General features: G+C 69.0%; 17 protein-coding genes and 1 riboswitch. Of the genes, 3 read left to right on the top strand and 14 right to left on the bottom strand.

The window, feature by feature from the left end:
* Nucleotides 1–79: 79 nt before the first annotated feature.
* A riboswitch (glycine riboswitch) is annotated at nucleotides 80–172 on the bottom strand.
* A 122-nt stretch (nucleotides 173–294) separates the two neighbouring features.
* A complete protein-coding gene (locus ACZ5PO_RS21440; protein WP_464183766.1) occupies nucleotides 295–1,245 on the bottom strand; it encodes a phosphotransferase in 951 nt (316 codons plus the stop codon).
* Entirely contained in the window at nucleotides 1,242–2,198 is a 957-nt protein-coding gene (locus ACZ5PO_RS21435) for a phosphotransferase (RefSeq protein ID WP_464183765.1), read from the bottom strand. Before ACZ5PO_RS21435 ends, ACZ5PO_RS21440 begins: the two co-directional genes overlap by 4 nt.
* A 210-nt stretch (nucleotides 2,199–2,408) precedes the next feature.
* Here ACZ5PO_RS21435 and ACZ5PO_RS21430 point away from each other — a divergent pair, with 210 nt between their 5' ends.
* Complete coding sequence (locus tag ACZ5PO_RS21430; protein ID WP_464183764.1) at nucleotides 2,409–3,809, top strand: amidase; 1,401 nt, start codon at nucleotides 2,409–2,411, stop codon at nucleotides 3,807–3,809.
* A 22-nt stretch (nucleotides 3,810–3,831) separates the two neighbouring features.
* Here ACZ5PO_RS21430 and ACZ5PO_RS21425 read toward each other — a convergent pair whose 3' ends face one another.
* The 9 genes from ACZ5PO_RS21425 to ACZ5PO_RS21385 form a co-directional block, all read right to left on the bottom strand.
* Nucleotides 3,832–5,649 carry an ABC transporter ATP-binding protein gene (locus tag ACZ5PO_RS21425; RefSeq protein ID WP_464183763.1) on the bottom strand — a complete coding sequence of 606 codons (1,818 nt, stop codon included), beginning with the start codon at nucleotides 5,647–5,649 and terminating at the stop codon, nucleotides 3,832–3,834.
* Between the two features lie 495 nt (nucleotides 5,650–6,144).
* Entirely contained in the window at nucleotides 6,145–7,056 is a 912-nt protein-coding gene (locus ACZ5PO_RS21420) for a phosphotransferase (RefSeq protein ID WP_464183762.1), read from the bottom strand.
* Between the two features lie 29 nt (nucleotides 7,057–7,085).
* Nucleotides 7,086–8,069 (bottom strand): phosphotransferase family protein, encoded by a 984-nt coding sequence (locus tag ACZ5PO_RS21415; RefSeq protein ID WP_464183761.1) that lies wholly within the window; start codon nucleotides 8,067–8,069, stop codon nucleotides 7,086–7,088.
* Between the two features lie 85 nt (nucleotides 8,070–8,154).
* The gene (locus ACZ5PO_RS21410; protein WP_464183760.1) at nucleotides 8,155–9,525 is read right to left on the bottom strand and encodes an amidase; all 1,371 of its coding nucleotides are present in this window, start codon (nucleotides 9,523–9,525) and stop codon (nucleotides 8,155–8,157) included.
* Nucleotides 9,526–9,570: 45 nt separating this feature from the next.
* Entirely contained in the window at nucleotides 9,571–10,851 is a 1,281-nt protein-coding gene (locus tag ACZ5PO_RS21405) for an allantoate amidohydrolase (RefSeq protein ID WP_464183759.1), read from the bottom strand.
* Between the two features lie 167 nt (nucleotides 10,852–11,018).
* On the bottom strand, nucleotides 11,019–12,842 hold the full coding sequence (locus tag ACZ5PO_RS21400; protein ID WP_464183757.1) for a dipeptide ABC transporter ATP-binding protein: 1,824 nt from the start codon (nucleotides 12,840–12,842) through the stop codon (nucleotides 11,019–11,021).
* Nucleotides 12,842–13,768, bottom strand: a complete 927-nt coding sequence (locus tag ACZ5PO_RS21395; RefSeq protein WP_464183755.1) for an ABC transporter permease — start codon at nucleotides 13,766–13,768, stop codon at nucleotides 12,842–12,844. The genes ACZ5PO_RS21400 and ACZ5PO_RS21395 overlap by 1 nt, the downstream gene beginning before the upstream one ends.
* Nucleotides 13,768–14,748, bottom strand: a complete 981-nt coding sequence (locus ACZ5PO_RS21390) for an ABC transporter permease (RefSeq protein ID WP_464183753.1) — start codon at nucleotides 14,746–14,748, stop codon at nucleotides 13,768–13,770. Before ACZ5PO_RS21390 ends, ACZ5PO_RS21395 begins: the two co-directional genes overlap by 1 nt.
* A gap of 144 nt (nucleotides 14,749–14,892) precedes the next feature.
* The gene (locus ACZ5PO_RS21385; RefSeq protein WP_464183751.1) at nucleotides 14,893–16,476 is read right to left on the bottom strand and encodes an ABC transporter substrate-binding protein; all 1,584 of its coding nucleotides are present in this window, start codon (nucleotides 16,474–16,476) and stop codon (nucleotides 14,893–14,895) included.
* 336 nt (nucleotides 16,477–16,812) lie between these two features.
* Between ACZ5PO_RS21385 and ACZ5PO_RS21380 the strand changes: the two genes are divergently transcribed.
* Nucleotides 16,813–17,601: an HAD-IIA family hydrolase gene (locus ACZ5PO_RS21380; RefSeq protein WP_464183750.1), complete on the top strand. Its 789-nt coding sequence runs from the start codon at nucleotides 16,813–16,815 to the stop codon at nucleotides 17,599–17,601.
* Between the two features lie 27 nt (nucleotides 17,602–17,628).
* Here the strand turns inward: ACZ5PO_RS21380 and ACZ5PO_RS21375 are convergent, their stop codons facing one another.
* The gene (locus ACZ5PO_RS21375) at nucleotides 17,629–18,876 is read right to left on the bottom strand and encodes a M20 family metallo-hydrolase (protein ID WP_464183749.1); all 1,248 of its coding nucleotides are present in this window, start codon (nucleotides 18,874–18,876) and stop codon (nucleotides 17,629–17,631) included.
* Between the two features lie 312 nt (nucleotides 18,877–19,188).
* Between ACZ5PO_RS21375 and ACZ5PO_RS21370 the strand changes: the two genes are divergently transcribed.
* Nucleotides 19,189–21,099: an acyl-CoA synthetase gene (locus ACZ5PO_RS21370; RefSeq protein ID WP_464196970.1), complete on the top strand. Its 1,911-nt coding sequence runs from the start codon at nucleotides 19,189–19,191 to the stop codon at nucleotides 21,097–21,099.
* Between the two features lie 138 nt (nucleotides 21,100–21,237).
* Here the strand turns inward: ACZ5PO_RS21370 and ACZ5PO_RS21365 are convergent, their stop codons facing one another.
* Together ACZ5PO_RS21365 and ACZ5PO_RS21360 are read right to left on the bottom strand one after the other, a co-directional pair.
* Complete coding sequence (locus ACZ5PO_RS21365; RefSeq protein WP_464183747.1) at nucleotides 21,238–22,143, bottom strand: LysR substrate-binding domain-containing protein; 906 nt, start codon at nucleotides 22,141–22,143, stop codon at nucleotides 21,238–21,240.
* 34 nt (nucleotides 22,144–22,177) lie between these two features.
* Nucleotides 22,178–23,635 (bottom strand): amidase, encoded by a 1,458-nt coding sequence (locus ACZ5PO_RS21360; RefSeq protein WP_464183745.1) that lies wholly within the window; start codon nucleotides 23,633–23,635, stop codon nucleotides 22,178–22,180.
* Nucleotides 23,636–23,702: the final 67 nt, after the last annotated feature.

The raw sequence follows: 23,702 nt of genomic DNA, 5'->3' as shown, positions 1-23,702 counted from the left end.
TCACGGAACCTGAGAGCTTCTCCGCTGGCGCGGATATCCCCTTCGGTGGATCAGATGACTCTGATCACTCTCCAGAGTGCCTGATCAGCTAGTCCTTTTGCCTGAGAGTTTCCGGGGCGGTTGCTCCTTCGGCGGCGCACGGCAAGCGAACGCTCTCTCCCAGCCGATCACGACGGCGCTTATGTCCTACCCCGGATAGGTCAGAACGCAAGGCCGAAATGCATCGCGAAGCGGTGCGCCGCGGGCCCGGCGATCAAGCACATGCGGCGCTGGGCTTCTTGGGCTGTTGCCACGTCACACCAGCCGCAGCCAGCTCTCCCATTGCGGGTCGTACATCACATCCCGCGCCCGCATGTATTTCCAGATGCCGTATTTCTGATAATCGAAATCCCAGTCCTTCAGCTTGCGGCTGACGACGGCCCAGGACGCCCATTTGATGTCGGCGAGCGCACGGTTGATCTTGACGCGCGCCACGATCTGCGGGCTGACGCTGCCCATATATTGCTCGATGAGGCTGTTCGATACCTCGTCGTCGAAGAACATCTCGGCGAACAGCACGCCGAACTCGTAGCTGCGCTCGTTGTTGGAGGCGAACTCGTAGTCGATCAGCCGCATGGGCTTGGCCGCGCCGTTGGCGCTGACGAGGAAGTTGCCAGGCATGGGGTCGTTGAAGCAGGGCACCAGATCGAGGCCCGACGCCAGGAAGGCCGCCTTGGCCTGCCGGTAGCGGTGCATGATCCACGGCATGTCGGCGGGGAAATGCGAGCCGAGCTCGCGGCCCTGCTCCACATGCTCCTCGATCATGTCGAAGATCGTCTTGGTCAGGCCGAGCCTGGGGCCGGCGTGGAGCTGGCGATAGAGCCCCAGCACGTCCGCCTGGATCGCGGCGTCGCCGAAATCCGCGTTGGTGCAGGCCCGGTAGCCGTCGAGAAACTCGCTCACCTCGACGCCGTCGGTGGGGTCGAAGAAGATGACCTCGGGGCCGATGCCGGCCGCGTGGGCGTTGCGCGCCGCCTCGTTGGCCGAGACGCGGTCGATGAACATCTCCGAGCCTTCGCCCGGCACCTTGACGAAGTAGCGGCGCGCATCGCCCTCCACATCGACGAGCCAGTTCTGGTTGGTCAGCCCGCCGACCAATGGGGTGTAGGCGACGGCCCTGCCGCTCCACTGGGGCACGCGCCCCACCGCCGCCTCCAGATTGCGCTCGTGCATGTCGGCCGCATCGCCCAGACGCTTGACGGTCATGCCAGCCTCCGGAGGGTCTCGCCGAAGCGCGGCTCGCGCACGGCCATGCCGCAGCGCAGGAAGCGCCAGCTGGCGAACTTGTAGAACTCCAGCGTGCTGCGCGCCGACCTAGCGGCGAGCAACGCACCGATCAGCCCCCACCTGAGGTCGTCGGCGATGCCGTAGAGGCGGGCGCGGTTGAAGGCCGCCTCGTCGAAGGCGCCGGTGTGGCGCACGAAAGCGTCGCGGGCCTCCGGCTCCTGGGCGAAGGCCTCGACCAGGAAGCTGCCGATGTCCTCCAGCGGATCGGCGGTGGTGGCCCGATCCCAATCGATCAGCCTGACCTCGCCCATGTCGCTGATCAGGATATTCGACACGTTGCCGTCGCCATGAATGGGCACGGGCGCGATGGCGAGGCCGCGGATGGCGTCCGCTGCGAGGCGCAGCTCGCTGACCAGCCAAGGCGTCGCGCTCGGCAGCTGGGCCCGCGCCTCCACCGCGGCCCCATAAAAATGCTCGATCTCCTCGAAGACGCCGCGCCGCTTGGGCAGCGGCGGCCCCTCGTGGAAGCGCCGGCGCGCCGCCATGACCGCATCGACGATCGCCGGATCGAGAAGCCGCTCGAGCGTACCGACCCGCCAGCCGCGGTCCAGATCCTCCATGACCAGTACGCCGTCGTCGACGTCGGCGGCGATGACGCGCGGGCCGATGCCGAGGTCGGAGGCGCGGCGGGCCGCCTCGAACGCGCAGGGCACGTCGATGTAGAGCGCTGCATCCTCGTCCATCGCCTTGACGAACAGGCTCTCGCCGCTCGCCGCTTTCCTCGCCCGCCAGGGCGTTCCGTCGACGCCGCGCCAGCTCGGCGACGCCAGCACCGGCATCGCCGGCTCGATCGACACGGCCTCGCCATCCCACCCCGGCAGGCGGGCGACGCTGCGCCGGACCCTGCCCTGCTCCGCTTGCAATGAACCCATGGAACTCATGCCGCTTCCCGATTGCCGGCGGACCGACGGCCATGCCGCACGCCCTCAGCCGCAAGTTTGGGCAATCGGGAAGCAAAAGGGATGCCTCGTCCTCCACCAAATCGTGCCGTTGCCACCAGCCGGCTACCCGCGGGCGGGATATGCTCGCTATTGCCGTCGGACGGCCCCGGCGCGGAGCCGGGCGGCAAGGCGGGAGAGGCGATGTCGGCGCAGGAGCTGGTGAACATGTCGCTGGCGGAGCTCGGCGACGCTTATGCGGCCCGACGGCTCTCGCCGGTCGAGGTGCTCGGCGCGACGCTCGCCCATGCGGACGCGGTCAATGGTGCCATCAACGCGCTGTTCTCGGTCCGTCCGGAAGAGGCGACGGCGGCGGCGCGGCGCTCCGAGGCACGGTGGCGGGCGGGCGCACCGCTCGGGCCGCTCGACGGCGTGCCGATGACGGTCAAGGACAGCGTCGCCATGGTCGGCTGGCCCTACCTGCATGGCATCCGCGCCAACCGCGCGCTGCCGCCGTCGACCTACGATTCGCCGCCGGCCATTGCGCTGCGCGAGGCCGGCGCACCGATCTTCGCCAAGACGACGATGCCCGACTGCGGCCTGATGGCCTCCGGCATCAGCTCGCTCCATGGCGTGACGCGCAATCCCTGGGGCCTCGCCTGGAACACCGGGGGCTCGTCGGCGGGCGCCGGCGCCTCGCTCGCCGCCGGCATCGGCTTCGTCTCGGTCGGTACCGACATCGCCGGCTCGGTGCGGCTGCCGGCGTCTCACTGCGGCCTGGCCTCGCTGAAGCCCACGCACGGGCGCGTGCCGCACCTGCCACCCGATACCATGCGCATGGCCGGCCCCATGGGGCGTCGCGTCGCCGACATCGCCCGCCTCCTGACCGTCCTCAGCCGCCAGGACGAGCGCGACACCTGGAGCCTGCCGGCCGACGGGGTGGCCTACCACGAGCATCTCGGCCGCGACGTCGCAGGCCTGCGCGTCGGCGTGCTGACCGACATGGGCTTCGGCCCGAAGCCCGACGCGGCGGTGCGCGAAGCGGTGGAGACGGCCGGCCGGCTCCTTGGCGGCGCCGGCGCCCACGTCGAGCCCTTCGCGCCGCCGCTCGACTTCGACGCCTATGCCCCCATCGACCTGTTCCTGCAGGTGCGCGGCTTCGTCGAGTACAGCGGCTTGCCGTCGCACGAGGACGGCGACATCGACCCCTACGTCAAGCAATGGTGCCTCGGCGGCGCCGATCATTCGGGCGCCGACGTCTATCGCGCCCTCGCCCAGATCGGCCGCGCCAAGGCGGCCCTGCTCGCCGCCTTCGAGGGCTGGGACTACGTGATCGCCCCGACCCTGCCGATGGTGAATTTCCCGGCCGAGGAGCCGGGCCCGTCGCGTGACACTCCGCTCGCGCACACGGTCTTCACCGCCCTGTTCAACCAGACGGGCCAGCCGGCCGCCACGGTGTGCACGGCCTTCGACGAGCGCCACCTGCCGATCGGCATCCAGATCATCGGCCACCGCTTCGACGACCTCGGAGTGCTCCAGATCGCACAAGCGCTGGAGGACCTGCGGACCGTCACCATGGACTGGCCGGTGACGCCGCGCGCCTGAATGGGCGCGCGGCCAAGCGCACTTATTCGGCGGGTAGCGTAGCCCCCACCTCCCCGCCTTCGATCGGCGCCATGCCGCCGGACTGGCGCTCGAACAGCCGGCGGTAGCGGCCGCCCGGCCGGCCCAGCAGTGCCTCGTGCCGGCCATCCTCGACGATGCGGCCCCGCTCGAAGACGAGGATGCGATCCATCGCCCTGACCGTGGAGAGGCGGTGGGCGATGACGATCGCCGTGCGTCCCTCCATGAGCCGCTCCATCGCCTCCTGGATCGCCGCCTCGGATTCCGAATCGAGGCTGGATGTCGCCTCGTCGAGGATGAGGATCGGCGCATCGGCGAGGAAGGCGCGCGCGATGGCCACCCGCTGACGCTCGCCGCCGGAGAGCTTCACGCCGCGCTCGCCGACCAGCGTGGCGTAGCCCTTCGGCAGGCGCGTGATGAAGTCGTGCGCGTTGGCGAGCCGGGCCGCCCGCACGATCTCTGCCTCGCCGGCGCCCGGGCGGGCATAGGCGATGTTCTCCGCCAGCGTGCGGTGGAACAGGATGGGCTCCTGCTGCACGATGGCAACCTGCCGGCGCAGCGACGCCTGTGCGACCTCCCGCACATCGTGCCCGTCGATCAGCACGCGGCCGCCGCTGACGTCGTAGAGCCGCTGCACCAGCTTCACGAAGGTGGTCTTGCCCGAGCCGGACGGGCCGACCAGGCCGACCCGCTGCCCCGCCGGGATGCGCACGTCGAGATCGTCGAACAACGGCGTGACGTGCCCGCCGTAGTGGAACACGACATGCTCGAAGCGGATCTCACCGCCCTTGACCGACAGCTCGCCGGCTTCCGGCCCGTCCGCGACGCTGGTGGTGAGCGCATGCAGCTCGACCAGCTCCTCCATGTCGTTCACCGCGCGCTGCAAATTGTGCACGTGCTGGCCGACCTCGCGCAGATAGCCGTGCACGACGAAATAGGTCGTCAGCACGTAGGTGACGTCACCGGGCGTTGCGCGTCCCTGCCACCACAGCCAGAGCGCCGCGCCGGTGACGGTCGTGCGCACCACCCATAGCAGCGCGAACTCGCCGCTGGTGCTCCATGTCGCCAGCATCCAGGTCCGCCGCACCCGCCGGCGCCAGCGCGCCACCACGTTCGCAAGCCGCACATCCTCCCGCGCCTCGGCACCGAACGCCTTCACCACCTGGTTGGCGCCCAGCGTGTCGGACAGCATCCCGCCGATGCGGGTGTCCCAGGTGTTGGAGAGCCGCGCCGCCGGCGCCACCAGGCGCGTGGCGAGGGTGACGGTCAGCGCCCCGTAGGCGAGCGTGCCCGCCGCCATGACGAGGCCCATGATCGGCCAGTGCAGCATCAGCAGCACCACCGTGCCGGCCAGCACCACGACCGAGGGCAGCAGCGCCAGCAGCATCACGTCGTTGATGACGTCGAGCGCCCACATGCCGCGCGTGATCTTGCGCACGGTCGATCCGGCGAAGCTGTTGGCGTGCCAGTCGGACGAGAAGCGCTGCACGCGATGAAAGGCTTCGCGCACCACGTCGGCCATGATGTCGAGCGTCAGCGGCACCACGCCCCACCAGGCGAGATGGCGCAAGACGACCATGGCGAGGCCGAGCCCGGCCATGGCGAGGAAGGCCGCCATCGCGGCGCTCGCCTCGTGATGGCCGGCGGTCAGCGCGTCCACCAGCCGGCCGGCGAACAGCGGTACGAAGATCTCCGTCACCGTGGCGACGGTGATCGTCAGCGCGACGACGGCGGCCAGCGGCCAGCGGCGGACCCAGTGACGGAACGTGAAGACGAGAACGGAACGCAGCGCATCGGCGCCACGTGCAGAAACGGTCGACATGAAGCTCAAGGCGCGAAAGGCGCGCCTCTCCTGCGAAGGGGAATGGTTCAGCGCGGAGGATGAGGCGTCAGGCGGGCCTCGGTTGCGAGGCGGGCCGAACTAGCGGCGAGGAACCCCGGCCGGGTCGGGCAGACGGAACAGAATGGTCATCGCGCCCCTCCCCGGTTCGCAGCGTCAAGAGGGCTGGCTCATAGCACAGGCTGACCACGAATACAACTCCGAGGCGCGCATGAGCGCCCTCGATAGCTTTTCGAAGACAATATCGACACATACAAGAATTTATATTAGTATTTATCCGATTTAACTCGCGCGATGCGCACCTGATGAGAACAACTTGAGCGCGGTCCCGCCTATAATTTGTTGAATAACGATGATGACCGGGTCAAATCCGGCCATGACGAGGGTGAGATGGAGGCGCTTATACCTTCATCGTCATGGCCGGGCTTGACCCGGCCATCCATCCCTACTGATGCTTGGGCGCCGCCGTGCGTCGCGCTAGACGGCCACGAGCGCCCTCTCCCACTCCGGCACCGCCATCGCCATGCGGCCGCGCGCGAAGATCAGGTCGGCGTATTTCCCGAAGTCGAAGGGAATAGACGACGTCATGCTCTGATACGTGGCCCACAGCCCCCAGACGATGCTGGCGACACCGACGTAGAGATGGACGCGGGCGGCGATGTCCTCACGATAGCTACCGTCGTAGATCTCGATCAGCTCGCGGCGGCTTTGCGGGTCCGTATAAAAATTCTCCCACGAGAACATCGTCAGGTCCCAATAGGGATCGTTGTTCGCGGCATACTCCCAATCGATGATCTTCACCTCCAGGCCGTCATTGTACATGTAGTTGGAGACGTAGCCGTCGTTGAAGCAGGCCACCAGATCCATGCCCGAAGCGCGGATGGCCTGCTCGGCGCGGCGCCGCTGCCACAGCATCTCCTCGAAGTCGCGCGGCAGCTCGGCGCCCATCTGCCGGAGCCGGTTCAGGTGCTGGTCCAGCTGCGCAAAGCCGTCCTTGGCGACAGACAGGCTCTGCGTCGAATGCACGGCCTTGTAGGCGCGCACGATGTTCTCGCGGATCGTCGGGTGCTGTGTCTCCAGCACCCCGCAGCTGCGGAAGCCGTGCAGATACTCGTAGACCTCGACGCCGTCGACGGCATCGTAGAAGAGCAGCCGCGGCGCGATGCCGGCATCGCCCGCCTTGATCGCGGCCTCGTGCGCCACCGCGCGGTCGATGAAGCTCTCGGTGCCCGGGCCGTGGATCTTGAGAAAGTAGATCTCCTCGGGATTGGACACCGTGATGCGCCAGTTGAGATTGGTGATGCCCGCGGCGATGCGCTCGAAGCGCAGCGGGCGCCCGGCCCATAGGCCGACCTTGGCAATGGCGTCCTCGATGGCAATCGTTGACATGATGCGGGCCTCTGCCTGACGAATGCGAATTAGATCTTGCCGATGAGCAGCGCCGCATCGAAGGCGCCGAGGTTATGGGAGGCCCGCAGGAAGCGGTTGCTCGCGTACTTGAAGAACTCCGGCCCGCTCATCGCCGGATTGAGCTCCGCCAGCAGGGCCCAGCAGCCCCACAAGAAGTCGTCGACGACGGCGTAAAGCTTCAGCCGCGCCAGCAACGTCGCGTCCGGCCGCCCCGCGTACATCTCGATCAGCTCGATGCGCTCCTCCTCGGTGCGACAGAGGTCGAGACTGAGGGCGCCGAGGTCGTAGAGCGGATCGGCATTCACGGCCCGGTCGAAGTCGACGAGCAGGACGGCGCCGTCGGCGCCGATCAGGACGTTCGACACCGTGTTCTCGCCCTGGATGGGCGCCTTGTCGACGCCGGAGGCCGCGACGGCCGCGCCGATGCGCTCGATCCATGCCGTCAGTCCGGCGAACGGCACGGTGCCCTTGTAGGGGACCGGCGTCTCGTTGCCCGACGCCAGGTGAGGCGCAAGGCGTTCGACATAGTCCCGCGCCAGCTCGAAGGGCGAGAGATCTCGGCCGAGCAATGGCTGGCCATGCCATCGCTTCTTGGCCGCGACGATCGCCGCCTTCACCGCCGGCGTCTGCGCATCGCGAGCGAGCGCCATGCGGAAGCCGTCGGGGGCCGGCTCGAACAGCAAGACCTGCTGCGCCGCATCGGCCTCCAGCAGCCGCGGCGCGATGCCGGCCTCGCCCGCCCGCGCCGCCGCCTCGGCGGCGCCCGCGAAGGTGAAGGGGTCGAGGGCCCCGGCATGAAACGCCTTGGCGAAGGCGACAGTCGTGGAGCCCGGCGCGGTGACGACGCAGGAGAGCGCGTCGAGGCCCATGTGCATGGGCATGGAAATGGCCGGCACGGCCGCGCCGACGGCTGGCTCCCGGCCCGCAAAATGCCGGGCTGCGGAGAGGGCGCGGGACAGGCGCTCGGGCGCAGGGGCGGAATGTGGCGTCACGACGCGCTCCTCAGTCAGCAACCGATGCAATTCCAGCAAGTCCCAGGCCAGACGGCCATTGCAACCTGCTCCCCGGCGCCCGCACTCAGATCTCGGGGATGCCGGGGGTGAACCCGCGCAGCCCCTCGTAGGCCGCGGCGAGCGCCAGGATCTCCACGTCCCGGTGCTTCGCCGCGATGATCTGCAGGCCGATCGGCAGACCCGCCGCAGTGAAGCCGCAGCAGATGGATGCGGCCGGCCAGCCGATCTGATTGATCAGGCTGGTGAAATTGACGTGCCACGTGGGATGCTCGGGATCGGCGCCGGCGACGTCCGCCGCAAACCCCGCCATCGGCAGCACCGGCGCGAGCACGAAGTCGAACGGCGACAGCGCCTCGACGAACGAGGCCTTCGCCTTCTCCAGCGTTTCACCGGCCCTGAGATAGGCCTTGGCGCTCAGCCGCTCGCCGGCGTCACAGCTGCGGTTGATGACGTCGAGCGCCTCACGGCTGCGGTCGGGCGGCAACTCGTCCCGCTCCATCGCCGCGCGCACCGAGAAGATCTGATCGAAGACCGGGTTGAGATCGACATCGACCGGCGCCGGCATGGCGGTCAGCGATGCGCCCTCGGCCTCGAGCAGCTTGGCCGCCCGCTCGATCAGCTGCGCGACCTCCGGCTCCACGTCCGGGCCGTAGCCCATGTCGAGGAGCAGCCCGAGCTTCAGCCCGCCCGCGGCGAGCGGCTCGATGCGCGCCGGCGTGGGGCCGGCGGGCTCGCCGGTGCGCGCGTCGGGCCGGCTGATGACCGACAGCAGCAGCGCGCCATCCGCGACCGTCCGGGTCAGCGGGCCGGCGACCCGCGCAGTGCTGACCGGCAGGTGTGGCACCAGGCCGACGGTCGGCTTGTGGCCGAACAGGCCGCACTGCGCCGCCGGCAGGCGGACGGAGCCGCCGAGGTCCGAGCCGATCGACAGCGCGCCGGCGCCCGCCGCCACCGAGGACGCCGCCCCGCTCGACGAGCCGCCGGTGTTCATCTGCAAGTCCCACGGATTGCGCGTGACGCCGTGGGCGGAGCTGATGCCGGACGCCAGGAGCCCGTAGTCCGGCATCGTCGTCTTGGCGAAGATGATGGCACCGGCCTCCTTGAGGCGGGCTGTGGGGGGCGCATCGTAGCTCGACACCGTTCCGACCCGCGCCTTGGTGCCGCGCCAGTAGGGCCAGCCGGTCGCGGCGACGCTGTCCTTGATGGACACCGGCACGCCGTCGAGCGGACCTGCCGGCGCCTGCCTGGCCCAGCGCGCCTCGGCCGCCCGCGCCTCATCCATCGCCTCGTCGCCGCGGATCTCGAAGAAGGCGTTGAGCTTGGGATTGACGGCGGCCGCCCGCTCAAGCGTCGAGCGCATCGCCTCGACCGGTGACAGGGAGCCGTTGGCATAGCCGGTCAGCAGCTCGGTTGCGGACAAGGTCCAGGCGTTCATCTCACTCTCGCAGGTGGGTTTCGGATCGTCAGGGACCGCGCCCGCTCAGGCCTTGAGCAGGTTGCCGTCCCGGCAGAAGCGCCAGAGCATGCCGGCCAGGATCTCGACGCCCAGCAGACGGTCTTCCGGCGTGGTGAACTCGTCCGGGTGGTGGATGACGCCGTTGACGCTGGGCACGCCGATGACCAGAGCCGGCGTCACCGCCGCCATGCTGATCGAGTCGTGGCCGCCGACCGACGTCAGCCGCATCGTCTCGTGACCGAGGGCGGCGGCGGCCTCCTCGGCCAGGGCGTAGAGGCGGCTGTCGAAGGCGCCGGCCCGGCGGCGGTCGATGGAGCGCACCTCGTAGCCGACGCCGGCGCGCTCGGCAGCGGCCGCCATGCGCGCCTTCAGCTTCTCTTCGGCCGTCGCCAGGACGACCGGATCGGCGGAGCGGAGCTCGATGAAAAGCACCGCTTCCGCCGGCACGATGTTCGGCGAATTGGGCGACACCTCCAAGCGGCCGACCGAGGTGTGCAGGCCGATGCCGCCCTCGTCGGCGATCGTGCGCAGGTCGGCGATCAGATAGGCGGCCGCCAGCAGCGCGTCCTTGCGCTCGGCCATCGGCGTCGGCGCGGTGTGGGCCTGGCGGCCGAGGAAGGCCAGCCGATACTTGGTGGCGCCCCAGAAGCGGTCGAAGGCGGCGAAGCGCTGGCCGGCCTTCTCCAGGTGATCGGCGCCTTCGATATGCAGCTCGATCAGGGCGTCGGGGACCACGCGCTCGGCCGTGCCGGCGTAGCCGATCGCCTGCAACGCCTCGCCGACCGAGACGCCGTCGCCGTCCTTGCGGGCCAGCGCGAACTCCAGCGTGTGCTCGCCGGCGTTGACGCCGCTGCCGAGCAGGCTCGGCTGGAAGCGCGCGCCCTCCTCGTTGGTCCAGTTGACGACGATGAAGTTGGCCTTGGGTTCGATGCCTGTCTGCGCCACCTGGCGCTGGATCGTCTCGATGGCGCTCATGGCGGCGACCACGCCATAGGCGCCGTCGAAGCGGCCGCCGTTCGGCTGGCTGTCGATGTGCGACCCGGTCATGATCACAGGCGCGTCGGGGCCGGCCCATTCGAGGAAGCCGAACATGTTGCCGATCGGATCGACCTCGAGGCGCAAGCCGCTGCGCTTCATCCAGGCCGCCAGCCAGTCGCGGGCCGCACCGTCGGTCGCCGACAGCGTGAGCCGGTTCATCGAGCCGTCGGCACCGCCGCCGAGGGCGGAGAGCTCGTCCATCAACCGGTGATGCGCCTCGCCATCGACGGGGGGGAACGACGACGCTTCGCTTCTAGCCTCTGACATGACTTACCTTTACTTGAGCCTGATCGCGTGCCCACGTGGAGCACGCCCGGATGCGGGCGACGGTGATCGGCCTGCCGACGCCCCAGAATTCGCGCGCGCCAATCGCGTCTTCGCGCTGTCGTGACGAGCGCGGCTCGACTGCGCATCGGCGCGCAGCAGCCGCGCCCTCAGGCCGCGATGCGGCCGCCGGCGCTCTCCAGCAGGAAGCATGCCGCCATGCCCTCCTTGCCGTCGACGGTGAGCACCGGGCTCTCCGCGTGGCAGCGGCTGAAGGCCTTGGGACAGCGGCTGGCGAAGCTGCAGCCCGGCGGCAGGTCGATGGGGCTCGGCGGCTCGCCCTCCAGCAGGCAGTCTTCCGGGCGGTAGCGGCGCTCCTCCAGCGTCGGGATCGCGCTGAGCAGGGCCTTGGTATAGGGATGGCCGGGATCGAAGAAGAGCTTGCCGTTGTGGGCGATCTCCACCACCTCGCCGAGATACATCACGGCGATGCGATTGCAGACGCGGCGCACCATGGCCATGTCGTGCGAGATGAAGATGTAGGTCAGGCCGTGCTTGGCCTGGAGTTCTGAGAACAGCTTCAGCAGCTTGAACTGCTCGGTCTGGTCGAGCGCCGACAGCGTCTCGTCCATGATCAGCACCTTGGGCTCCAGCACCATCGCCCGGGCCACGTTGACGCGCTGGCGCTGGCCGGCGCTCAGGCCCAGCGGCAACTCGTCGTAGAGCGCCGCCGAAAGCCCGACCTCGCTCATGACGGCGAGCGCGCGCTCGCGCCGTTTGTCGGCGCTGTTGACGCCATGCACCTTGAGCGGCCCCTCGATGATGGCGCCGATCGAGGTGCGCGGCGGCAGCGAATTGAAGGGGTCCTGCAAGACGAGCTGGAAGTCGCGCCGGAACTTCAGCAGCTCTGCGCTCGACAGCTTGGCGATATCCTTGCCGTCGCAGACGACGCGGCCGGTATCGGGCGACTCCAGCCGGCTCAGCAGCCGCATCAAGGTCGACTTGCCGCAGCCGGATTCGCCGACGATGCCGAAGTTCTCGCCGGGATAGACGTCGAAGGTCACGTTGCGCACGGCGCGCACGTTGTTGTAGCTGGCGAAGGAGCTGCGCTTGCGCACCCGGTAGGTGCGCGTCGCATCCTCGATGCTGATCAGCGGCGCGCCGTGGCGCTCCGGGCTCTCGACCACCGGGGCCGCCGCCGTCCAGATCTGCGGGATCTCCGAGATCAGCTGCACGGTGTAGGGATGCTGCGGCTCCTGGACGAGCTTCTTCGGCGTCTGCCGTTCGACGATCCGGCCCTCGGCGAGCACCAGCACCTGGTCGGCCGCCTCGCTCACCGTCGGCAGCGAGGACGAGACGAAGACGACGGCGGTGTCGAAGCGCTCGGTCAGCTCGCGCATCAGGCGCATCACCTGCGCCGCCACCGTGACGTCGAGCGGCTGGGTGACGTTGTCCGCCACCAGGAACGCCGGATTGGTCGCCAGGGCGTCGACGATCAGCGCGCGCTGCATCATGCCGCCGCTGAACTGCGACGGGTATTCGTGGAAGCGCTGGGCCGGCGACGGAATGCGCACCGCACCGAGCAGCTCGACCACGCGCCGCTGCGCCTCGGCCTTGTCCATGCCGGGCACGACGGCGCGGATCTTCTCGACGATCTGCGCGCCGACCGGCAAGGTTGGGTCGAGCGCCCCCATGGGGTTGGCGCCGACGTAGGCGATCTCCTTGCGCAGCGGCCTGAGCCGGCTCGGCGGCAGGTCGAGGATATTCTGCGACTTGTAGGTCACCGAGCCGGAGGCGATCGCCAGCGGCGGATCGATCCAGTTGACCAGCGCCCGCGACAGCACCGTCTTGCCCGAGCCGCTGGCGCCGATGATGCCCATGATCTGGCGTGGCTCCAGGTCGAAGCTGATGTCCGACAGGATGCCGCGCGTGCCGCCCTCCGTGCGCAGCTCGACGGCGAGATCGCGGACGGACAGAACCGGGGTGCCGGCCATCAGGCGCCTCCGTGGATGCGGTTGCGGGCGCGCTCCAGGGCTGCCCCCATCAGGTTGACGCTGGTCAGCGTCAGGCACAGGAAGATGCCCGGCATCGTCGCGATCCACCATGCATTGAGCAGGTATTTGCGGCCGTCGGCGATGATGCTGCCGAAGGTCGGCGTCGGCGGCTGCACGCCGAGCCCCATGAAGCCCAGGATCGACTCGAAGATCATCATGCGGGCGACATCGAGCACCGAGATGAAGACGATCGGCGGCAGGATCAGCGGCGCCAGCAAGAGCGCCATGATGCGCAGGTTCGAGGCCCCGCTGACCTGCGCCGCGCGCACGTACTCCTGCTTGCGCTCGGTCATGACGACGCTGCGCATCACCCGGGCATAGACGGGCCAGCTCGACAGCCCCAGCACCAGGATGATGGCCGGGATCGTCGGCCGCGAGACGCCGAGCACGGTGATGGCCAGGATGATCATGGGGATCGACAGCTGGGCGTCGGTGATGCGCATCAGCACCAGGTCGACCTTGCCGCCGTAGTAGCCCGCCAGCATGCCGATGGTGCAGCCGACGGCGAGCATCAGCACTACGGTCGAAAAGCCGATGAGCAGCGAATAGCGCAGGCCGACGAGGCTGCGCACCAGCATGTCGCGGCCGATCTGGTCCGTCCCCAGCGGCGCAGACCAGCTCCACTTGTCGCCGAGGAACCACGGCGCCTGGAGGCGGCCCGCGACATTCATCTTGGTGGGGTCGATGCCGCTCAGGGAGGGATAAAGGAGCGCGGCCGCCACCAGGATGACGAACACCACGAGGCCGACGCGGAACTCGTAGGAGGCGAAGGCGGCGCGCCAGATGCGGCGCGACACCGATACGCCTTTGCGGTTCGACGATTTCTCCGGCACGGCGATCGGAACGTCTGTCTCTGCCAAGCTCATCAGTATTCGAGCCTCGGATCGATAAGAGTGGCGATCAGATCGACGCCGATGTTGATCAGGACGAAGATCGCGCTGCTGACGATGGCGATGCCCTGGATCAGCGGGAAATCCCGCTGCATGACGGCGTTGACGGTGAGCAGCCCGAGCCCCGGATAGTCGAAGATGAACTCCACGATGAGCACGCCACCGAGCAGGCCGCTGATCTGGATGCCGAGCAGGTTGAGCAGGGGCACCGAGGCGTTGCGCAGCGCATGCCCGTAGACGATGCGCTGGCGCCCCAGGCCGCGCACCCGCGCCACGGCGATGAACGGGCTCTGCATCACAGCCGCCAGCGAGCCGGTCAGGTTGCGGATCAGCACCGGCGCCAGCTCGATGGCGAGCACGATGGCGGGCAGGATGGTGTAGGCGAAGCCCTTGTAGCCGATCGCCGGCAGCCAGCCGAGCTTCACCGAGAACAGGAGCGCCAATACGATGCCGAGCCAGAAGTTCGGCAGGGAGACGAAGATCGACGATATGTAGAAGGCGAGCCTGTCCGGCCATCGGTTCGGTGCCAGCCCGCCCGGTACGCCCACGAGGAAGGAGAAAGCCAGCGCGAAGGCGATGGACAGGGCGGCGAGCTGCAAGGTCATCGGCAGCGCATCGGCGATGAGCGTCAGCACTTCGGCGCGGTCGCCACGCGAGGAGTCGGAAAAGCCCGAGCCGCCGGTGGCCGCGCCGCTCGCCGGCCGCACGAAGGACTGGCCGAGATCGCCCTGCACGACGCCCGTCATATAGCGCCCGAACTGCACGAGGATGGGGTCGCGCAAGCCCATCTGCTTGGCGATCTGCTCGATCAGCGCCTCGGGCGCCATGCCACCGGCCATCAGCCGCACCGGGTCGCCCGGCACGATGCGCAGCAGCGTGAAGATCAGCAGCGTGACGAGAAAGATGATCAGCGCGCCCTGCAGCAGGCGGCGGACGAGAAAGCTGAGAATGAACACGTCATCTGGCTCCTGCCGAACAGGCGGCGAGGCGGTCTGGACCGCGCGCGCTCATCCGCCTGTCGGGGTCGCACGGCGTTACGGCGCGCCGGCGTAATGAGAGGCGGGCGGCGCCGCAATCGGGACCCTGGCGCCGCCCGCGCATCAGGCGAAAACGCCCTTCGAGCCGTCCATGGAGCCGTCCGGGTAGATGAACATGCCGGTGAGCGACTTATCCATGGCGTGGATCATCACCGAGGTGAACAGCGACAGCGCCGGCACCTTCTCGGCGAGCAGCGGCATGGTCTCGGTCTGCAGGATCTTCTTGCGCTCCTCGAGCGAGGGCGCGCTGCGCTCCTTGTCGAGGCTCGCATCGACCTGGGGATCGACGAGGCCCGTGATGCGCTTCGACGACGAGTGGAAGTGGGTGCGCAGGACGAGGTCGGGCTCGGGCGAGCCCGTCGACCAGCCGCAATCCACCATGTGGCCCGGGCCGCCGCCGGGCCGATCGTAGAGGCGCTCGTTCCAGGCCGCGATTTCCAGGACGGAGAGCGTCACCGGGAAACCCTGCTCTTGCAGCATGGCGGTGATGACCTCGCCATACTCCTTGGTCTTCGGATAGAAGCCCGTCGAGGTGAGATATTCGAGCGGCGGCAGGCCCTTGCCTCCCGGGAAGCCGGCCTTGGCCAGCAGCTCCTGGCACTTCTTCGGGTCGTAGGCCGGGTAGTTCGGCAGATCGATGTAGGCGAACTTCACCGGCGACACGAAGTTGGACGAGGGGTAGCCGGCGTCGCCCAGCACCGCCAGGATCTGCTGGCGATCGATGGCGTGGCAGGCGGCCTGACGCACCAGCGGGTTGTCGAACGGCGGCTTGGAGCAGCGGAACCAGAGATACTTGTTCTCGACCGAGACCACCTTGTTGATCGCGATCTTGTTGTTGCCCGCCAGCGTGGCGACCTGCTCCGGCTCAAGACGCTCGACGATGGTGGCCTGGCCGTTCATCAGCGACAGCATGCGGGTCGTGGAGTCGCCGACGAAGTTGAAGCTGATGCCGGCGATCTTCGGCGGACCAAGGAAATAGTTCGGGTTGGCCACCATGATGGTGTCGTTGCCGCGCTGCTCGACGAACTTGAACGGGCCGGTGCCGTTGAGACGCTGCGACAGCGGCCCCTTCGGGCCGCCGGCGATGTCGGTCGCCGACATCATCGGCAGGTAGGCCGCCAGGAACATGAAGAGGTGGGCCGGATAGCCGCCCTTCGACGTATCGACGATCACCGTGTAGTCATCGGGCGTGGTGATGGTGAGCGTCTCGGTCGGGCCCGGATACCACTGCGCCGGGCGATCCGGCCGCGAGCCGTATTCCATGGTCGCCTTGACGTCCTCGGCCTTGAACTCCTTGCCGTCGTGGAACTTGACGCCTGGGCGGAGCTTGATCTCGAGCTTGGTCGGCTCGAGCAGCTTCAGGCTCGTCGCCAGCTCGTAGATGACCTCGTCCGGCTTCTCGACGCGCATCGGCGTGCGCGTGAGGTAGCCCATGGTGAAGCCCTGGATATTGCCCTGCGACAGGGTCGTATGGGCGGTCGGATCCCAGTTGCCGGTGATGTTCTCCGCAGACAGGAAGACCAGGGTCTTGCCGGCCTGGGCGGCGGCCGGCGAGACGAAGAACTCCGGGTTGATCCTCAAGAGGCCGGCGCCCGCGCCCAAGGCAGCCGCCCCCGTCAAGAAACCGCGTCGCGTAGCGTCGTTCATGAGGTTCCCCATATTCGCGAACAGGCGAGTGGCCATTGCGCGTCGTGTCCAGCAAACGGTAAACCAATCGCCGCGGCGGCTGAGCCCTGATGCTCCACGATTCCGTTGCTGACGTTCTCGCCCCCGGCGGCGACTGCTCTGCCGGCGTCTTGCTGGTCTATCGAAGCCTTGCCGGGCGCGGCCGAAAGCCATGCGCGACCTTGCGGTCACGTTTCGGCGCAGCACAGGAAAAGTGGACGGGCGGCAACAACGCGAGCCGGGGGAGCCGCTAGATCATCTCCAGTCGGATGGCCTGGCGGGCACCTCTGACGCACAGACAGGCACGAAAGGCGTTCATTGTCCCAATTCGACGTCACCCGGAGCGCGGGCATCCGCGCGGTCGTCTCCGATCTCGACGGCGTCGCCTATCGCGGCGATTTGCCGATCCCCGACTCGGTGGAGGCTTTCCGCACGTGGCACAGGCGCGGCATCCCCTATGCGTTCGTGACCAACAACTCGTCCAAATCGGCCGAGCAGTTTGCAGCCAAGCTCGACCGCATGGGCATTCCGGCGACGCCGGCGCAAGTGTTCAACACGGTCTCCTCGACCGCCGCCCTGATGCAACGGCGCTGGCCGCCGGGAACGCGGGTGTTCGCCATCGGCGAGGCGCCGCTCTTCGACGCGCTGCTGGAGGCGGGCTACCAGCTCGGCGCCACCGACGCCGAGGTGGTCGTGCTCGGTTTCGATGAGGAGTTCACCTATGCGAAGCTGCGCACGGCCGTGCGTGCGGCCTTGGGCGGCGCTGCCGTCATCGTCACCAATCCCGACGTGCTGGCGCCCAGCGAGGACGGCTACGACCCTTGCGTGGGCGCGTTCGCCGCGGCCGTGACCGCCGCGGTCCCGGGCGCCGCACCGATCGTCGTCGGCAAGCCGGAGCCCCTCATGATCGAGCAGGCGCTCGCCTTTCTCGGCAGCGCTGCGGCCGACACGGTGATGATCGGCGACCAGATCGGCACCGATATCGTCGCCGGCCAGCGCGCCGGTCTGCGCTCGATCCTCATCACCAGCGACATCCCGCGCGACCCGGCGGCCGTCGCCGTGCCCGACCGCGTCGTCGCCAGCCTGCTGGAGCTGATCGATCCATGATGAGGCCGGCGGCGGACCGCGGCTGCCTCACCCCTCGGCCGTCACGAGGCGCCACAGGGCTTCCACCAGCACCGCGTAGCCCTTGTCGAGCGCCTCCGGCGCAGTGAATTCGCGCGGCGTGTGGCTCAGGCCCTCGCGGCTCGGCACGAAGATCAGGGTGGCGGGGACACGCTTCTGCAGCGCCAGGGCATCGTGCCCGGCGATGGTTTGCATGGTCAGCGCCGCGAGGCCCAGCTCCCCGGCCACGGCACGCACCAGCGCCACGCCGGCCGGGTCGAGCAAGGCCGTGCCGCGTAGCTCGTCCGCCGCGATCGAGCAGCGGATGCCGAGCGGCGCCGTCTCCCGCTCGATCCGCGCCAGGAAGCGGTTGCTGATGGCGAGGGCCACCGCCTCGTGCTCGTGGCGGATCTCGAACCAGACGCGCACGCGGGCCGCGACCACGTTGGGCGAATTGGGATGGACGCTGATGCGGGCGGCGGAGGCATGCGCGCCGGCCTGCGCCCGCTCGACCTCGTCGTACAAGGCCTCAATGGCGCGGGCCACCGCCCGTAGGGCGTCGCGCCGCCGGCCCATCGGCGTCGGGCCGGTATGCGACGGCTCGCCCTCGAACACGATCGACAGCTTGCGCGCCGTCCAGGCGCCGGCGACCGCGCCGATGTCGGCGCCGGCCGCCTCGAGCCGGTCGCCCTGCTCCACGTGCAGCTCGACATAGCGGACCGGCCGCAGATCCAGCGGCGCGGCGCCGCGATAGCCGATCGCGTCGAGGGCCGCGCCGAGCGCCACGCCGTCGCCGTCCACCAGCGCGGCGGCGTCATCGAGCGACAGGCTGCCCGCGAACACGGAGCTGCCGGTCAGGCTGGGCTGGAAGCGCGCGCCCTCCTCGTTGGTCCAGTTGGCGACGACCAGATTGCGCTTCGCCCTGCCCGGCTCGGCCGCGGCGCGGTCCCGCACCGCCTGGGTGGCAAGCAGCCCCGCCAGCACACCGTAGGCGCCATCGAAGCGCCCACCGGTCGGCTGCGAATCGAGATGGGAGCCGACGATCACGGCATCGGGCGCGTCCGGCGCCAGCATCGCGACGCCGAACATGTTGCCGATCGCGTCGACGCGCAGGGCGAGCCCCCGCGCGGCGATCTCGCGGGCAAACAGGTCACGCGCGGCCTTGTCGGCGGGGCTCGCCGTGAGGCGGCATACGCCGCCGTCGTCCGTCGCGCCGATGGCCGCGAACGCGGCGATCAGATCGTGCAGCTCGGTCGTAGGGCGCTCGCTTGCTCGCATGTCTGATCGGATGTGGTCCGCCCCATGTCTCGAATTGCAGCCGGCACGACGCGGCGAGCGTGGGTGTATGGCACGCGCCCGCGCGGCGGTAGGCATGTGCCTTCACCGCAATGGAAAGCTGGAGAGGGAGGCATCGGCGGCTGCCGACACGGGAGGCGCGCGGCGAACGCCCGTCGCGACGCTTCAAGGGAGCTCCCCGGCCAAGCCGTCACAACGCCGGCGTGTGTCGCTTTCGCCACCTTGCGCAACAGCCCAAAGATGGCTCAACTGGTGGCTCGTCACACGAACGAACAAAAATTGGGGAGGCAGGTCATGGCGGGCATCCACTTGCTCGATCGTCTTATCGGCAACGCGTTTCCCAGCTTTGCCACGGAGGCCGAGGTTCGCGCCTTCGAGCAGACGCCATACAGGGAGCGGATCGCGGCGCAGAGCACCTACGAAGCGATCCAGTTGGGCGCGGCACACGATCCCGACGCGCCGGCCCTTCAGTTTCTGCCCAATGCCGACCCGGCCGAGGCGCCGGTCGTCATCAGCCACCGCGATTTCGTGGCCCGCATCACCCAGGCCGCCAACATGTTCCATGGGCTGGGCGTCGGCAGCGATGACGTCGTCAGCTTTCTGCTGCCGCTCGTCCCCGAGGCCTTCATCACGCTGTTCGGTGCCGAGGCCGCCGGCATCGCCAATCCGGTCAACCCGCTGCTCGAGCCCCATCAGATCGCGGAAATCCTGGATGCGGCCGAGACCCGCGTCCTCGTGGCGCTGGGACCGATGCCGGGCACGGACATTTGGCAGAAGGTCGAGGCGCTGCGGCCCCACCTGAAGCACCTCAAGGCCATCGTGCAGGTGTATGGCCCGGGCGATCCGGCGAACGGAGTCTATTCCTTCGCCGATCTCATCAAGCAGCAACCGTCCGATCGTCTTGTCAGCGGCAGAACGATCGCGAGCGATGAGATCGCTGCCTATTTCCACACGGGCGGCACCACCGGCACGCCAAAGCTCGTCCGTCATACGCACGGCAATCAGGTCTACCAGGCCTGGGGCTGCAACCTGATGCTCAAATCCGCCCCCGGACGAAATCTGCTGTTCGGCATGCCGTTGTTTCACGTGGGCGGCTCGCTGACGCAGGCGCTGGCGGCACTGACCGGCGGCAACTGCCTCGTCGTGCTGTCCCCGGCCGGATGGCGCAATCCCGCCAGCGTCGCCAACATCTGGCGCCTGGTCGAACGCTTCAAGCCCGAAGCGTTCGCGAGCGTTCCGACGGTTCTCGCGGCCTCGCTCGGTATTCCGCCCGGCGATGCCGACCTGTCGAGCCTTCGCTACGCGGCCGGGGGCGGATCCGCGATTCCGGTCGCCGTCGGCAAGGCCATCGAGGAGAAGCTCAAGCTGCCCGTGGTCGAGGTCTACGGCATGACGGAGACGTCCAGCGTCCACACCTTGGCCTATGGGGATCGCCCCATCCGTCTGGGCTCCGTCGGTCTCCCCCTGCCCTACAGCCGTGTGCGCATCGTCGAGCTTGATGCCGATGGCAAGGTCGCGCGCGACTGCGCGGTGGGCGAGATCGGCGTCGTGGTCATGGCCGGGCCCGGCGTCTTCGGCGGCTATCTCAACGACGCGCACAACCGAGGCGCGTTCGTCGACGGCGCGTGGGTCAACTCCGGCGATCTCGGCCGCGTCGACGACGACGGCTTCCTATGGATCACGGGCCGCGCCAAGGATCTGGTGATCCGTGGCGGCCACAATATCGACCCCGGCCCCATCGAAGACATCATGTTCCAGCATCCCGCCGTCGGCTTCGCCGCCGTGGTCGGTCAACCCGATGCCTATGCTGGCGAATTGCCCGTGGGCTACGTGCAGCTGAAACCCGGCGCCAGCGTTGCGCCCGGTGAGCTGGAGGCCTGGGTGCGTGAACGGACGCCCGAACGTGCCGCCGTGCCCGTCCAGATCCACCCCATCGATCCGATGCCGCTCACCGGGGTGGGCAAGGTATTCAAGCCCAAGCTGCGTTGGGATGCGGCAACCCGCGTGTTCTCCGGCATTCTCGCTCCGCTCCGCGAGAAGGGCATCGAGTACAAGGTCGACGTCGGCGCTCACGGCAGCCACGGCAGCATCGCCACGGTGACGCTGACCGGTGTCGCCGAAGACGAGCGCAAGACGATCGCAGAAGAGGTCGATGCGTTGCTCGCCCCCTTCGTGATCCGGCACGAGGTTGTTTGGGCTTCCTAGCGCGACAAGGTGATTTGGCTGTCCGCAGCTCTGGGAACGGCGTGGATTTCTTCACGTCGATGGATGGCCGGGTCAAGCCCGGCCATCCATCCGTTCAAAAAAGCAAACTAGCTCTGTGCAGCAACCAGGAGAGGCGCCCTACTGCGCCGCGATCGCGGGAAGCTCGCCGGCCGGACCCAGCCCTTCGCCGAGGCTGAGGTAATGGGCCAGATAATCGTGCAGCGCCTGCGCCGCCTTCGAGGTCGCGGTGTTCGACTTGTAGAGCAGCAGGTCGACCTTCGGCAGCGGCGGAAAGCCCTCCTGCGCGCCGATCTCGCGCATGGACGGCACCAGCGCGCTGCGGCCGAGGACGGTCACCGCCATGCCGGCGAAGGCTGCGGCCTGGAGGCCCGCGACGCTGGCGCTGACGCAGGCCACGCGCCAGCGGCGGTGCACCGCCTCGAGGCGCTCGATGGCGTGGTCGCGGTAGATGTTGCCGGGCGGCAGCAGGGCCAGCGGCACCTGGTCCTCCAGATGCGCCGTCGAGCGCTCGCCGGCCATCCAGATCAGTTGCTCCTGGCGCACCACCTGGCCGCCGGTGAAATCGTTCATGCGCGTCACCAGCGCCACGTCGACCTCGCCGCGCCGGACCAGGCCGACGAGCGGCGTCGACAGCGCACAGTTGAGCTCGACCTGGATGCGTGGAAAGGCGCGGCGGAAGATCGCCAGGATCGACGGCAGCATGAAAGCTGCATAGAGGTCCGGCGTGCCGAGGACGACGTGGCCTTCGATGGTCGGCGCCGCCAGCTGCGACAGCAGTTCGTCATGCAGGCGCAGGATCGAGCGGGCATAGGCCAGGACGGTCTCGCCGTCGGGTGTCAGCACGATGCGGCGGTTCTCCGGGTCGAACAGGGCGCGGCCCGCCAGCTCCTCCAGCCGCTGCAATTGCAGGGTGATGGCCGGCTGGGTCCGGCCCAGGCGCCGCGCGGTCTCGGTGATGCTCCCGGTCTCGACGACCGAGATCAGCGACCGCAGCATGCGGATGTCGAGGCTGACGAGGTTCATCGCCTCACCGCCAAGCAAGATTCGTGCGAGCGCCTCAGTCCAGGGCCGGCCACCGCCCCTGCCACGGCCGGGCCTGCTCGAGCGCGGCGGCGACGCGGAAGATGACCGCCTCGCCGAGCCAGGGCGCGATGATTTGCAGGCCGATCGGCAGGCCGTCGCCGTCGAAGCCGATCGGCACCGTCGCGGCCGGCAGGCCGGCGAGGTTGATCGGCCAGGAGAACGGCGACCAGCCGAGATGGGGATCGACGGAGCGGCCGTCGACGACGGGGGCGCCGAGCGTGCCGGCGGCGAAGGCGGTCACAGCGACCGTGGGCGTGACGAGCACATCGGCACGCTTGAACTGCTCGAGGAAGGCAGTCCGGAGCTCGCCGCGACGATACCCGGCCTCGACGTAGTCGATGCCGGAATAGGCCCGGCCGCGCTCCACGGCGGCCCGATAATCGGCATCGGACCCGCCGAGATCGCCCGGCGGGCGGCGGTTGACGGCGGCCGCCTGCTCGGTGAGCGCGATCGGCTTCAGCGTCCGCTCCAGCGCGTCCGGGTCGAGGCCGGGATGGTCCGAGGTGACGGCGGCGCCCAGGTCGGCGAGGACATCGACGGCGGCACCGAAGGCCCGCCGGACGTGGGGCGCCACGGCCGCATAGCCCAGGTCGACGCTGGCGGCGACGCGCAGGCCGTCGAGCTTGCCCGGCGCCGCCACGTAGGAGCCGCCCTCGACCGGGAGGCTCGCCCCGTCGCGGCCGTCATAGCCCGCCATAATGCCCAACATCAGGGCCGCGTCGCCGACGGTGCGGGCGATCGGCCCGGTGTGGGCAAGCGAGCCCCACGACGGCGGCGAGAAGCCGGGCGAGCGCGGCACCAGGCCGAAGGTGGGCTTGATGCCGAACACGCCGCAGAACGACGACGGCACGCGGATCGACCCCACCCCGTCCGTTCCAACGGCGATCGGGCCGCAGCCGGCCGCTACCGCCGCGGCCGCCCCGCCGCTCGAGCCGCCGCTGGTCCGCGCCGGATTCCACGGGTTGCGGGTGATGCCCGAGACCGGGCTGTCGGCGGTGAGCTTGTAGCCCGCCTCACATGTGGTCGTCTTGCAGGTGACGATGGCGCCGGCGGCCCTGAGGCGCGCCACAACCGCCGCGTCCTGCTGAGGCACGAAGCCTTCGTTGCCGGGCGCCCCGCCGCGGGCCGGCACCCCGGCGACGAAGACCAGATCCTTGATGGTGACGGGAACACCGGCCAGGACGCCGCCGGGCTCGCCGCTCCGCCAGGCTGCCGTCGCCGCGTCCGCCTCGCTCCGCGCCGCGTCGAACCGCGGCTCGACCATCACCTTGCAGATGCGGTCGGTGCGCTCCAGCGCGGCGATCACCTCGTCGACGACATCCCGGGGCGTGAACGTGCGGGATCGATAGCCGGCCACGAGCTCGGCGGCGGACAGGCGCGCGAGATCGGCGGGCGCCGGTCGGGCATCGTCGATTTGGCTCGTCAGGGACATCATACGCCTCGCGTGCTCATGAAAAAGGCAAGCCCATGGACGGCGCGCGGGCGCGCCGCCTCATCGT

The organism is Chelatococcus sp. KU-N122, from assembly GCF_055391085.1.
Note: the sequence above shows the minus strand (reverse complement) of the source record. Positions and strands in the feature narration are given on the sequence as shown.

What these genes read in the sequence shown, in the direction of transcription:
- ACZ5PO_RS21440 (WP_464183766.1), bottom strand. Translation starts at nt 1,245, where the DNA reads ATGACCGTCAAGCGTCTGGGCGATGCGGCCGACATGCACGAGCGCAAT.
- ACZ5PO_RS21370 (WP_464196970.1), top strand. Translation starts at nt 19,189, where the DNA reads ATGGCGGGCATCCACTTGCTCGATCGTCTTATCGGCAACGCGTTTCCC.
- ACZ5PO_RS21385 (WP_464183751.1), bottom strand. Translation starts at nt 16,476, where the DNA reads ATGAACGACGCTACGCGACGCGGTTTCTTGACGGGGGCGGCTGCCTTG.
- ACZ5PO_RS21400 (WP_464183757.1), bottom strand. Translation starts at nt 12,842, where the DNA reads ATGGCCGGCACCCCGGTTCTGTCCGTCCGCGATCTCGCCGTCGAGCTG.
- ACZ5PO_RS21395 (WP_464183755.1), bottom strand. Translation starts at nt 13,768, where the DNA reads ATGAGCTTGGCAGAGACAGACGTTCCGATCGCCGTGCCGGAGAAATCG.
- ACZ5PO_RS21430 (WP_464183764.1), top strand. Translation starts at nt 2,409, where the DNA reads ATGTCGGCGCAGGAGCTGGTGAACATGTCGCTGGCGGAGCTCGGCGAC.
- ACZ5PO_RS21360 (WP_464183745.1), bottom strand. Translation starts at nt 23,635, where the DNA reads ATGTCCCTGACGAGCCAAATCGACGATGCCCGACCGGCGCCCGCCGAT.
- ACZ5PO_RS21425 (WP_464183763.1), bottom strand. Translation starts at nt 5,649, where the DNA reads ATGTCGACCGTTTCTGCACGTGGCGCCGATGCGCTGCGTTCCGTTCTC.
- ACZ5PO_RS21365 (WP_464183747.1), bottom strand. Translation starts at nt 22,143, where the DNA reads ATGAACCTCGTCAGCCTCGACATCCGCATGCTGCGGTCGCTGATCTCG.
- ACZ5PO_RS21410 (WP_464183760.1), bottom strand. Translation starts at nt 9,525, where the DNA reads ATGAACGCCTGGACCTTGTCCGCAACCGAGCTGCTGACCGGCTATGCC.
- ACZ5PO_RS21420 (WP_464183762.1), bottom strand. Translation starts at nt 7,056, where the DNA reads ATGTCAACGATTGCCATCGAGGACGCCATTGCCAAGGTCGGCCTATGG.
- ACZ5PO_RS21435 (WP_464183765.1), bottom strand. Translation starts at nt 2,198, where the DNA reads ATGGGTTCATTGCAAGCGGAGCAGGGCAGGGTCCGGCGCAGCGTCGCC.
- ACZ5PO_RS21405 (WP_464183759.1), bottom strand. Translation starts at nt 10,851, where the DNA reads ATGTCAGAGGCTAGAAGCGAAGCGTCGTCGTTCCCCCCCGTCGATGGC.
- ACZ5PO_RS21375 (WP_464183749.1), bottom strand. Translation starts at nt 18,876, where the DNA reads ATGCGAGCAAGCGAGCGCCCTACGACCGAGCTGCACGATCTGATCGCC.